Below are 11,446 nucleotides of genomic sequence, written 5' to 3' on the forward strand. Positions count from 1 at the left end.
AGTTTTCCCGAAAACAGATAAGTCGGCTGATGATAGGTTATTTTTCAAAGAACACTTTCCTAATCTCTTGCCAAAGAGATGTTTACGATGCAACCTTTACGGGCGCACACATATATTTCAAATACTCACTCATACTCGGCGAGGAAAGGGCTTTCCAAGCCTCCTCGCAGATCAGCATCTTCCGCACCCCTTTCAGGCGGCGCAGCTTGTTGATGAAGGCTTCCATGATGATGATCGTAACCACGGGGAACAGCTCGGCGTTGTCCTTCACGGCGTCGATCTCGAAGACGATGAACCGCTTGTGCAGCAGGTCGATGTTCTCGTTCGAGTTCAGCAGGAAGTCGTAGCGCCCGCCCTTGTAATACTGCCGCAGCGTGGTCAGGAAGTTGTCGATGTTGAAATCCTCCCGGCTCACCTTGATGTCCCTTGCAGCCAGCTCCTTCCGGTAATCGTTCAGCATGTACTCGTAGAAGGTGTCGAACGAGGGGGCGATGTCCCGGTTCTGTTGTATCCGGCGGATGTACGCCGACACCGCACTGCCCAGCTCGCCGCTCTCCGTCTTCGTGATTTTCTCGTCCTCGCCCTTCCACAGTGCCAGCAGCAGCGTCTTGATGCTGTCCTTCTTCTCCACGCTGAACTTGTAGTCGTCCGTGAAGAAGGGGTTGAAGCTGATGGGCTTCTCCTCCGTGTACGTGTAATAAATCCCGTCCTCGCCCTTGGTCTTGCGGTGGATCAGCTCGCACAGCCCTTGGTACGAGTTGCCCGTGTCGATCAGCACGATGTGGCTGTTTTGCTCGTAATACTGGCGCACGAGGTGGTTCATGAAGAACGACTTGCCGCTCCCGCTCGGACCGAGGACGAACTTGTTGCGGTTCGAGATCACCCCTTTCTTCATCGGCAGGTCGCTGATGTCCAGATGCAGCGGTCTGCCCGTCATCCTGTCCGCCATCTTGATGCCGAAGGGCGAGAGCGAGTCCTTGTAGTTCGTCTCCTCGGTGAAGAAGCACAGGGCTTGCGGGATGAACGTGTAGAAGCTCTCCTCGAAGGGGAAGTCCCCCTCGTTGCCCGGTATCGCCGCCCAAAAGAGCGTCGGCACGTCCACCGTGTTGTGCCTCGGCTTGCACTCCATCAGGGCGAGCTGGCTGCCCACCTCGTTCTTGATGCGCCTAAGCTCCTCCCGGTCGTCGCTCCACGCCATCACGTTGCAGTGGCAGCGCACCGAGGTCAGCCCTTTCGAGTGCGCCTCGTTCAGGTATTCCTCGATCCATGCCTTGTTGATCTGGTTGGAGCGGGAGTAGCGGGAGAGCGAGTGCATGTTCCGGGCGGTCTGCTCGAAGCGTTTCAGGTTCTCCCCGTGGTCGTCGATGAAGATGTACTGGTTGTAGCAGTGGTTGCAGTCCAGCAGCAAGCCCACCGGGGCGGCGAACGACAGGCGGCAGTCCGAGCGGTCGGTCGAGAGCCGCTCGTAGCGGCTGTCCGTCGCCACCTTGCCCGGCAGGTCTTCCGTGTCAGAGAGGGTGTGCAGGCAGAGGATGTCGTCGCCGATGCGCATCTCCTCCGGGTTCAACTGGATGTCCTTCAGTACCGTCGTGTCGTGCTGCGAGAGCGAGAGGTACTTCTCCACGATGCCCGCCGACCGTTCCGTGCCGGTGATCTCGTCCGTCGTGAGGCGGCGCAGCGTCACCAGCCCGCTGTCGTTCATGATCTTCTCGAACTGACCGACCGCTTCGATGAACCTCGTAACCGTCTCCCGGTCCTCGATCTCCTTGGGGACAAGCCTGCCCTTGCAGAGGGTGGAGAACGTGCTTTCCTGACGGCTCCGTGCCTTCGTCGTCTTGGTAAGGAACAGGTAGCAGAAGTGGTTCAGGAACGGGCGTTCGTTGAAGTGCCTCTCAAAGCTCCGGCTCAGGAAGCTAAGGTCGTCCCTGTCCGTTTCCGGCCGGTACTTCTCCTCGATGAAGAAGTCCTGCTTGTGCACGATGGAATACTCCGGCAGCACCTTCACCGCCTTGTGCCAAGCCGAGTGGACCGCCTCGTACTCGCTTCCCGTGACGGAGAACAGTTCCGGCAGTTCCACCCTGAAGGCGACCGTCACGTCCGCCTCCTTGCTCACGATGCAGCCGTTCTCCACCGCCAGCAGCGGGAACTTGCTTTCGAGCGTCGCCGCTTTCATTACGTTTCTCATTCTTGCCAGTGTTTAAAGGTGAATAATCGGGGGATTTTCAGCCGGTTCACCACGTACCTCGGATGCCGCCTGCGGGCGGCTGCCTTCATCAGCCGTGCGTGCCGTACCGGGCGTTCAGCCGGAAGGTCAGCCATACCAGCAGCGTAGCCGCAGCCACGCCGAAGCCGATGCACACCCACTGGTTCACGCCCGCCATATACAGGATGACGAACACCACGAACACGGCGAGCAGACCGCCGCAGAAGATGAAGAGGTACTGGCTTTCCAGCCCCTTGAACTCCACGTTCCTGCCGATCCCCTTGTTGATTTCCAAGTCCATAGTCCGCTGTTTTACAGGAAGAACGAACGGAGGATGGTAGCCGCCACGATCAGGAAGATGCAGGCTCCGAACCAGCTTGCGGCGACTTTGCTCACGTCCGGATCGCCGGCGCTGAACTTCCCGTACACTTTCACCCCGCCGATCAAGCCGACCACCGCACCGATGGCGTAAATCAGTTTCGTCCCCGGCTCAAAATACGAGGTGACCATCTGCGTGGCTTCGGTGATGCCCGCCTGCCCGTTTCCCTGCGCCATTGCGCCCACGGCAGCCAGTATGCAGGCCGCCGTAAAAAAGATTCTTTTCTGTTTCATTTGTCTTTAAAATTTTAATTAAACATTATGGTTGTCCATCAGCCGGGCGACACGCTCACGTGCGCCCTCGAACTCGTCCAGCATCGCCTCCCAGATGTCCGACCCCATCACGGACGGCAGCACCTCACGGGCTTCCCGCTCCGCCTTTTCGCCCGCATCGTCCGACACCAGTACCCGGCGCACCTTTTTCAGGTCATCGAAGGAGTACCCCGTGGCGAAGTCGGGGTTGCCGTCCGGGTAATAAGCCCCTAATTCCTCGTCCTCCTCCAGTTCCCGGATCTCCTCCGGCGTGGGTTCATAGTCCGTCTCCTCCTCGTCCTCCTCCGGCTCGATGTCGGAGTAGTCCGCCCCGTCGTCCTCCGCTGCGGGTTCGTCCACGGCTCCGGCTGCCGCTTCCTCCCCGTCCTCCGCTGCGAAGGGCAGGTAGGTGCTTTCTCCCATGACCGTGTACGGCTCGCCCGGTTGCCCCGGCTCCTGATCCGGTTCGTCCGTGTCTTCGTCCGTCTCCGCTGTACCGAACATCCCGGCGATGTCCTGCCGGTAGTATTTCCACAGCACGCCGAGGTAATAGAGCAGCAGGACGGTGAGCGATAATTTCAGTATCATGCCGTTTCCTCCTTCCTTTTTAAAAGAGGTTCTCCAGTTTCCCGGCGTATGCCGCCTCGATCTCCTCCCGGTATTGCTCGAAGTGCTGCGCCAGCACGTTGTCGATGTATGCCGAGAGCGACACCTTGCCGCCCGTCAGCATCACCGAGATTTTGGCGATGCGCTCGTGGTACTCACGCCTCACATAGACCGGCTTGCCGTAGCGGGCGGGGATGTCCATGCCCTTGAGGAAGGTCGTCTCGTAGTCCGCCTGCCTTCCCTTGCGCCGTCTTGTCTCCGCCGCCTTCCCTTCCTGCGCCTTCTCCACCGGCACGGAGGTTTCCCCCTTTCCGGTTCCCGGCTCTCCCGTCCCTGCCGCCTCGCCCGCCATCATCCGCATCAGCAGCTCCTCGTCGATGGGCTTCTCATTCCGCTGTTTCTTCATAGCCTTCCAGTTTGAGGATGGTCGCTATCTCACGGGTCAGTTCGGGAATGCCGCTGCCTGCCAGCATCCGCCTGTCGGGAGCCAGCAGCGTGGAGCGGAACACCGTCCGTCCCGTGCCGTCCGCCTCCTTGCGGAAGCGTTTCGTGTCGGGGATGCGGGTTTGCAGCATCGGCAGCCCCATGTCGGCGACCACCTGCCCGTACTTCTCGTACAGCCCGCTCGTTTCCCGCTTGTCGACTTGGTTCCAGAAAAGGTAAAGCCCCTTCAGACGGCTCGTCTCCTTGCCCAGCATCATCCGTTGCAGCACGTCGAGGAAGGAGAGCGTGCTTTCCAGCACCGCCTTGTCCGCACTCACCGGGGCGAAGATGTAGTCCATCTGTGCGATCGTGCGCAGGATGCCCGCCGAGTTCACCGTGCCCGGCAGGTCGAAGAAGAGCAGGTCGTAGCAGCCTTCCGCCGCCAGCTCCCTTGCCGTGTCGGGGGCTTGCTCCACCCGGCACTTGCGCACCGGATAGGCGGCACGCCCCGGCTGCCGCATCTGTTCGTAAGCCGCCCGTTTCAGGTATTCGTTCTCCAGTACCGCCCGGCTGTCCCGTTCCCGCATCTCGTACAGGCTGTACTGCGGGAAGTCGCAGTCGATCACCGCTAACGGACACCCCAAGCGGTAGTGCAGGTAGCCCGCCACCAGCACCGTGATAGCCGTCTTGCCGCTGCCGCCTTTCTGTGTGGCGAAAGCCACGTTCAATGTCTGTCTGTCCATATCGTCATTCTGTTGGTTATTCATCCGGCTGCCCGTGCAGCCGCTTCTCTGTTCACTCAATCGGTCAGCCTTTCAGCTACTCTGCCGTTCATTCGTTCAGACATCCGGTCATACATTCAGCCCGGCATCCGGCTGTCCGCTTGTCCGGCTGTTCAGCCGTTTGACCGTTTAGCCGTTTAGTCATTTAGCCGTTTGGCTGTTTAGCCGATCATCCGGCTGGTTATCCGGTTGTCCGTCCGTTTGTCCGGCAAGACAATCAGCCGTTCGGCTGTCCGTCCGGTCGGCTATCCGGTTGTTTCCTTGTCTATCCGGACAGTCGTTTCACCGCTTCCACGGCGCAAAGGAATATCAAAATACCGGTAGTTTATCCGTTTGATTATCAGTGTGTCGTGCATTGTCTTTCCACCCGTAGGTTTGTCGCATCCGGGCATGGTGTCCGGACGGGAAAAGGGCTGTTACTTTGCAGGCGGAAACCAAAATGGAGTAAGAATGGAGAAGAGCGGCAACCGCCCGAGGGAGTGCCCCGGCACTCCGCAGCAGGCAAGGGCATCCCCAATCTGTCCGGCAGGACGGATTTTATTTTCAAACGAAAATGGCAAGTTGTGTGCTGCGGCACTCGAAATGAATTTCGTGCCTCACCACCACCTTGCCCCCTCGATGTGGCATCCCCCTCCGGAGTCGGGGGCTGCTCACGGGGGAGAGCCGTAGGCATACGGCGTTTTCAGACCATGTTTCACTTAAAATTTTACAGGATGATGGACAACCAGAAGAAGTATGCGGGCAACCACGGGCGAAAGCCCAAGCCCGACAAGATGCGCCACCGCTACGTGTTCCGTCTGGACGACGGGGACAACGCCCGTTTCCTCGCGCTTTTCGACGAGTCGGGCAAGGCGACCAAGGCGGAGTTTATCGTTTCCGCACTTTTTGGCAGGGAGATTAAGGTCATTAAACTGGATAAGGGGACGCAGGATTTCTACATGCGCCTGACCACTTTCCACTCGCAGTTCCGTGCCATAGGCACGAACTACAACCAATGCGTGCGTGCGCTCAAATCCAATTTCTCGGAGAAGAAAGCCCTCGCTTTCCTCTACAAGCTGGAGCGGCACACCCTCGAACTGGTCGAGTTAAGCAAGCGGATTTCCGCACTGGTGGAGGAGTTCCAAAGCAAATACCCCGTCCGATGATAGCCAAGATCTCGCATGGCAGCAGCCTGTACGGGGTGCTTGCCTACAACCAGTTGAAGGTGGACGAGCGGCACGCCGACGTGCTTTTCACCAGCCGGATTATCGAGCCGCAGGGCGATAATCCTTACACGATAGGGCATCTTTCCCGCTCGTTCGGCGACTACCTGACCGCCAACCGCAAGACCGAGAAGCCCGTCCTGCACATCTCCCTCAATCCCGACCCGAAGGATTGCTTGAGCGAAGAGCAGTTTGTCAGCTTGGCGGAGGAGTATATGCGGCGCATGGGCTTCGGCGACCAGCCCTATATCGTCTATCGCCACAACGACATCGGGCGGGAGCACCTGCACATCGTCTCCGTCCGGGTGGACGAAACCGGACGGGCGATTTCCGACAGCTACGAGCACGGGCGTTCGATGAAGGTATGCCGGGAGCTGGAACGGCAGTTCGGTCTTGTCCCGGCTACGCCCAAGCAGTGGAAGGAGGGGCTGCCCTTGTCGCCCGTCGGTTACGGGGACGGCAACCTCAAGGGGCAGTTGGCGGGAGTCATCCGCCCGATTGCCCGGGAGTGGCGTTTCCGTACATTGGGCGAATACCGTGCCGTCCTTTCCCTTTACGGCATCACGGTGGACGAGGTGAAGGGGGAATACGGCGGGCGGGAGTATCACGGCTTGACCTATTCGGCAACCGACAGGGAGGGCAACAAGGTCGGCAAGCCCTTCAAGTCCTCCGTGTTCGGCAAGGAGGCGGGCGTCGCAGCCCTCGAAAGGCGGATGCATAACGCTGCCGCATGGGAAAAGACCCACAGGGAGGTCGCCGCCGCCACCGCCGGAAAGGTTGCAGCCGCCATGCAGACCGCAGGGCATGACCGGGCGCAGTTCGAGCGGGAACTCATGCGGCAGGGAATAGGCGTGGTATTCCGCACCAACGATGCCGGGCGCATCTATGGGGCGACCTCATCGACCATGCCGCCAAAGCCGTCTTCAACGGCTCCCGTCTGGGCAAGGAGTTCTCCGCAGGCGTGTTCAACGACCTTTTCGCCGGGCAGGATACCACCGGACTGGCATCACAACAGCACCAGCCGGAACATTCCCACATCACCGAATGGCAGGAGCAGCACACGGGCTACCGTCCCGACCACAAGGACGGCACCACCCAGAACGTGGCGGCCGCCTTCAACCTCTTTGCCCCCGTACCCGGCGGAGCGTCCGGCGACCAGCCCGTACCGCCCCGAAAAAGGAAGAAAAAACGCAAATATGGAAGGCAACAGTAACAATGCCCAATGCCCATCCGCATGGCATACCGACCTCATTTTCGCAGCGTAAAGCGGAACGCAGCGATTTTCGGATAAGGACAAAAAGCTGTTTGAGCGTAGCGAGTTCTTTTTGTCCCCGAAAATTGCGAAGTGGAGTAGCGAGAAAATGCAGTCTTGACTTTTTCTTTTTGGTATCTTTTTCTTTTTGTGTCAAGACAAAAAGAAAAAGTACATATACATAATAAAACGAAGTTTTATCATTAATTTTCAACGAATTATGCAAAACGAAGACGATTTGCGTGGACTCGCCAAAGTCATGGAGTTCATGCGTGCGATAAGCATTTTATTTGTAGTGGTAAATATTTACTGGTTCTGTTACCAGTCCGTCCGGGAGTGGGGCATCGACATCGGTGTGGTCGATAGGATATTGCTCGGCTTCCAGCGTACCGCCGGGCTGTTCTCCAATATCCTCTGGACGAAGCTCTTCTCCGTGCTGTTCCTTGCCCTTAGCTGCCTCGGCACAAAGGGCGTGAAGGAGCAGAAAATCACGTGGCGCAGGATCATCCTTTGCGGCGTGTCCGGCTTGCTGCTCTTTTTCGGCAACGGGTGGCTGCTTGCCCTTCCTCTGCCGCTTCCGGCGGGCACCGTGCTGTATATCGCCACCCTTACCGCCGGGTATATCTGCCTGCTCATGGCGGGGCTGTGGATGTCCCGCCTGCTGAAGACCGACCTGCTCGAAGACGTGTTCAATGTCGAGAACGAATCCTTCATGCAGGAGACCGAGCTGAAGGAGAACGAGTATTCCGTCAACCTCCGCACCCGCTTCTGGTTCAGGGGCAGGGCGTATGACGGATGGATCAACCTTGTCAATCCCTTCCGTGCGACGATGGTCTTGGGCACGCCCGGTTCGGGCAAGTCCTATGCAATTATCAACCAGTACATAAAACAGACCATCGAGAAGGGCTATTCGCTCTTCCTGTATGATTTCAAGTACCCCGACCTCTCCGAGATAGCCTACAACCACCTGCTCGCCCACTTGGACGGCTACAAGGTCAAGCCCAAGTTCTACGTGATAAACTTCGACAATCCGAGGGAGAGCCACCGCTGTAACCCCATCCACCCCGACTTCATGACCGACATATCCGATGCCTACGAGAGTGCCTACACGATTATGTTAAATTTGAACCGCACGTGGATTTCCAAGCAGGGCGACTTCTTCGTGGAATCGCCTATCATTTTGTTAGCCAGTATTATATGGTATCTCAAAATCTACAAGAACGGCAAGTATTGCACCTTTCCCCATGCCATCGAGTTCCTGAACCGCAAGTACGCCGACATTTTCCCTATCCTGACCTCGTACCCGGAGCTGGAGAACTACCTTTCTCCCTTTATGGACGCATGGGAATCCTCGGCGGTGGAGCAGTTGCAGGGGCAGATTGCCAGTGCCAAGATACCGCTTTCCCGCATGATTTCCCCGGCTCTCTATTGGGTGATGACGGCGGACGATTTCACCCTCGACATCAACAATCCCGAAGAGCCGAAAGTGCTGGTAGTCGGTAACAATCCCGACAGGCAGGGCATCTACGGGGCGGCGTTGGGACTGTACAACTCCCGTATCGTGAAGCTCATCAACAAGAAGAAACGGCTCAAATCCGCCGTGATTATCGACGAGCTGCCCACCATCTATATGCGTGGGCTGGATAACCTGATTGCCACCGCCCGAAGCAACAAGGTAGCCGTCATGCTCGGCTTTCAGGATTTCAGCCAGTTGAAGCGTGATTACGGAGACAAAGAGTCCGCTGTAATCTGTAATACCGTCGGCAATGTATTTGCAGGTCAGGTAGTTGCCGAAACCGCCAAGACACTGTCCGAGCGTTTCGGCAAGGTCTTGCAGAAACGGCAGAACATGACCATCAACCGGAACGAGACCTCCGTCTCCATCAACACCCAGATGGACAGCCTCATTCCGGCGAGCAAGATTTCTAACCTCACGCAGGGCATGTTCGTCGGGGCGGTAGCCGACAACTTCGACGAGCGCATCGAGCAGAAGATTTTCCATGCCGAGATTGTCGTGGATAACGAGAAGGTCAGACGGGAGACCGCCCGCTACGTGAAGATACCGCAGATCATCGACTTCACCGACAAGGACGGCAACGACACCATGCAGCAGCAGATCGACGCCAACTACTACCGCATCAAGAACGAGGTCAGGCAGATTGTCGCCGACGAGATCGGGCGCATCAAGGCAGACCCGGAGCTGTCGCATCTGATTAAGGACAAGTGAGGATAAAAATACCCCGTCGGCAAGAACAAGCCGGCGAGGTCCTTTTTATCGGGTATGGTGTTTTTCGGCATGAAGTAATGGTTAAGTGGGCAAAATACATTATTTTTGTAATGATATGGATAAGGACAATCGCAAATACCGGATCTGCTTCATCGACTATATGTGGTATGTAGCCGAGATATGGCACGAAAGGGAGCATACCAACCTTAACGGGCGTATGCTGTTGTTCTTTTGCTGGCTCTTTGCCATACTCGTACCGCTTGGAATACCGTTGATGTTTCGCTATTTCAGTTGGATTGTTGCTTTTGCCGTAGTGATGATGCTCTGCTTTCTTCCCGACTTGTTCTGCCAGCTCCGCTACACAGCCGGGCAGCGTGAAGCACTCCGTGAATATTACGGAAAGATGAAACATCCCGGCAGGAAGCTCGCCAAAATAGTCCTTATCGCTATCGCTCTGACTGTGGTGAATGTCGCACTGATGTTTCACCTCGGATTTATACATTGGGCATGATAAACGGCAGGAGAATAAGCATCGGTTCTATCTCTGGGATTACTTACATATCGGCTAATTTCCATTTCACGGCAGAAGCCGAAACATCATCATCGTTCCGCTTTAAGCAGTAGTGCTGTTTGCTGCTAACATTTTATTGTGTCAATTCATTATCAGTTTTACAACAGACCAATGACATTTGCAACAATAGATATTGTCGCTATGTTGTTCTATACCTTCTATATCTATCATTGGAAGTTGTAATTTCTTTCCTTTCATCACAATCTCAAACTCATTGAAATGCCAATCTTTAAGTTCTTGTTTTTCTATTGTGAAACCACAACTCTGTAAAAGTGTTGTAAGCTCTATTATAGGATTACATATTGATTTGTATTGACACATATTATTTTTCCCTTGTTAGTAATGTCCGGTGGCTAACCGACCTTTTCAGGGGAGGGTAAGCCGCTTGTTATGTATCTTTATAAGTTGGGATGACTTACCCAATTATATTTTTTCATTAACTTTTCCATTGCTTTATTCTCTGCATTATTATTTCTGAAATAAATATATACAGATTTCAAGGTTTTCAGATGAAATAATGTTTTTTCCAACTCTTCGGTTGTTAGACATGTTAGTTCCGTTGCGACAAAACGCTGCAATTTCGGAAGATATCTGACACTGTCTATACCATAGCGCAGATTCGGGCAGCCTGCCAACTCCAACAATTCCAAGTTGCTCAGTTTTGACAAGTCTGGCAAGGTCTCAAGACTGAAAGTCCAGTGCAGATAAAGTCTTTTCAGATTAACCAATTTAGATATCCACGAAAAATCCGAGCATTTCGTCTGCCTTTTCAGATACAGATATTCCAAATTCGGAAATTTGTCAGGCAAACACTCCCCGTTTGTCAGTTTGGAGAATATGGATAACTTTTTCATATTGAAGTTAGGATTCAGACTCGATGCGTCCATTTTTTTGACCTCCAATTCTTTAAGATTTGTCAAACTGTTAATGACAGAAAGTTGTTTTTTAGTAATTTCCAAATAGTCTCCAAAATTAAGAGTATCTAAGAACTTTAACTCTTGCAGGCTCTGCAATGATATGCTTCTTTTAATCAGACCTAAAATTGAAAGACTTTGCAGTAATGGAGTATATTGAACAAAATCAATAGAATCCAATTCTGCTTTATGCGGAAAGTTGGAGACAAGTAAATGCCGTACATTACTCAAAAATTCAATAATATTGAGATTGTATATCAAATCTTCATCTTCTTGACTTATTCCTAAATCACAATCAATACATATCATACAATCATTCATTCCAAGCAATTTATTAATGGATTGCAATTGACTCACAGTATAGCCCTGTGTACCAAACAATTGTATTGATTCTCCTTGTACTATGGTTATATTTGCAATTTCCTGTGAAGTTTGTTTACGAATATATATCATATTGAATTTTATTAAGATACATAATGTGTTTCAGCTAACAAAATTTAGCTGTTAAGTTGATTGTTACCAATGTTTTGTTTTGGGAAATAATATAAGCTATCAACTTTGTGTTTCTCGAAAAATAGTTCTATATTACCAATTCTTATAGAACCATTCTTGGAAATATTATTCTTGAATTTATCT

At 53.9% G+C, this 11,446-nt stretch carries 8 protein-coding genes and 3 pseudogenes; 4 read left to right on the top strand and 7 right to left on the bottom strand.

Features of this window, described 5'->3' with window-relative positions; translation table 11 throughout:
• Positions 1–94: 94 nt before the first annotated feature.
• From DW083_RS21290 to DW083_RS21315, 6 genes and pseudogenes are all read right to left on the bottom strand, one after another.
• Positions 95–2,185: pseudogene (locus tag DW083_RS21290) on the bottom strand (TraG family conjugative transposon ATPase); the annotation flags it as partial.
• Positions 2,182–2,504: pseudogene (locus DW083_RS21295) on the bottom strand (DUF4133 domain-containing protein). The pseudogenes DW083_RS21295 and DW083_RS21290, both read right to left, overlap by 4 nt.
• An 11-nt stretch (positions 2,505–2,515) precedes the next feature.
• The gene (locus DW083_RS21300; protein WP_004327362.1) at positions 2,516–2,815 is read right to left on the bottom strand and encodes a DUF4134 domain-containing protein; all 300 of its coding nucleotides are present in this window, start codon (positions 2,813–2,815) and stop codon (positions 2,516–2,518) included.
• Positions 2,816–2,833: 18 nt separating this feature from the next.
• Positions 2,834–3,421, bottom strand: coding sequence for a DUF4122 family protein (locus tag DW083_RS21305; RefSeq protein WP_118327700.1), 588 nt, complete (start codon positions 3,419–3,421; stop codon positions 2,834–2,836).
• Positions 3,422–3,440: 19 nt separating this feature from the next.
• On the bottom strand, positions 3,441–3,845 hold the full coding sequence (locus tag DW083_RS21310) for a DUF3408 domain-containing protein (protein ID WP_032561156.1): 405 nt from the start codon (positions 3,843–3,845) through the stop codon (positions 3,441–3,443).
• Positions 3,826–4,605, bottom strand: coding sequence for a ParA family protein (locus tag DW083_RS21315; RefSeq protein ID WP_009017669.1), 780 nt, complete (start codon positions 4,603–4,605; stop codon positions 3,826–3,828). Before DW083_RS21315 ends, DW083_RS21310 begins: the two co-directional genes overlap by 20 nt.
• 755 nt (positions 4,606–5,360) lie before the next feature.
• Here DW083_RS21315 and mobA point away from each other — a divergent pair.
• From mobA to DW083_RS21345, 4 genes and pseudogenes are all read left to right on the top strand, one after another.
• Positions 5,361–5,789 carry a conjugal transfer protein MobA gene (mobA, locus tag DW083_RS21330; protein WP_004327358.1) on the top strand — a complete coding sequence of 143 codons (429 nt, stop codon included), beginning with the start codon at positions 5,361–5,363 and terminating at the stop codon, positions 5,787–5,789.
• Positions 5,786–7,059 (top strand): annotated as a pseudogene (gene mobB, locus DW083_RS21335) (conjugal transfer protein MobB). The gene mobA and the pseudogene mobB overlap by 4 nt, the downstream one beginning before the upstream one ends.
• 259 nt (positions 7,060–7,318) lie before the next feature.
• Positions 7,319–9,325 (top strand): conjugal transfer protein MobC, encoded by a 2,007-nt coding sequence (gene mobC / locus DW083_RS21340; protein WP_118032931.1) that lies wholly within the window; start codon positions 7,319–7,321, stop codon positions 9,323–9,325.
• A gap of 115 nt (positions 9,326–9,440) precedes the next feature.
• Positions 9,441–9,836, top strand: a complete 396-nt coding sequence (locus tag DW083_RS21345; protein ID WP_118032932.1) for a hypothetical protein — start codon at positions 9,441–9,443, stop codon at positions 9,834–9,836.
• Positions 9,837–10,294: 458 nt separating this feature from the next.
• Here DW083_RS21345 and DW083_RS21355 read toward each other — a convergent pair whose 3' ends face one another.
• The gene (locus DW083_RS21355) at positions 10,295–11,263 is read right to left on the bottom strand and encodes a hypothetical protein (RefSeq protein WP_118032933.1); all 969 of its coding nucleotides are present in this window, start codon (positions 11,261–11,263) and stop codon (positions 10,295–10,297) included.
• Between the last annotated feature and the right edge of the window lie 183 nt (positions 11,264–11,446).

Source organism: Parabacteroides sp. AF48-14, from assembly GCF_003477465.1.
Taxonomy (GTDB): domain Bacteria; phylum Bacteroidota; class Bacteroidia; order Bacteroidales; family Tannerellaceae; genus Parabacteroides; species Parabacteroides acidifaciens.

Excerpts from the sequence above, each read along its gene's own strand:
- DW083_RS21300 (WP_004327362.1), bottom strand. The coding sequence starts at position 2,815 with ATGAAACAGAAAAGAATCTTTTTTACGGCGGCCTGCATACTGGCTGCC.
- DW083_RS21305 (WP_118327700.1), bottom strand. The coding sequence starts at position 3,421 with ATGATACTGAAATTATCGCTCACCGTCCTGCTGCTCTATTACCTCGGC.
- DW083_RS21310 (WP_032561156.1), bottom strand. The coding sequence starts at position 3,845 with ATGAAGAAACAGCGGAATGAGAAGCCCATCGACGAGGAGCTGCTGATG.
- DW083_RS21315 (WP_009017669.1), bottom strand. The coding sequence starts at position 4,605 with ATGGACAGACAGACATTGAACGTGGCTTTCGCCACACAGAAAGGCGGC.
- mobA (WP_004327358.1), top strand. The coding sequence starts at position 5,361 with ATGGACAACCAGAAGAAGTATGCGGGCAACCACGGGCGAAAGCCCAAG.
- mobC (WP_118032931.1), top strand. The coding sequence starts at position 7,319 with ATGCAAAACGAAGACGATTTGCGTGGACTCGCCAAAGTCATGGAGTTC.
- DW083_RS21345 (WP_118032932.1), top strand. The coding sequence starts at position 9,441 with ATGGATAAGGACAATCGCAAATACCGGATCTGCTTCATCGACTATATG.
- DW083_RS21355 (WP_118032933.1), bottom strand. The coding sequence starts at position 11,263 with ATGATATATATTCGTAAACAAACTTCACAGGAAATTGCAAATATAACC.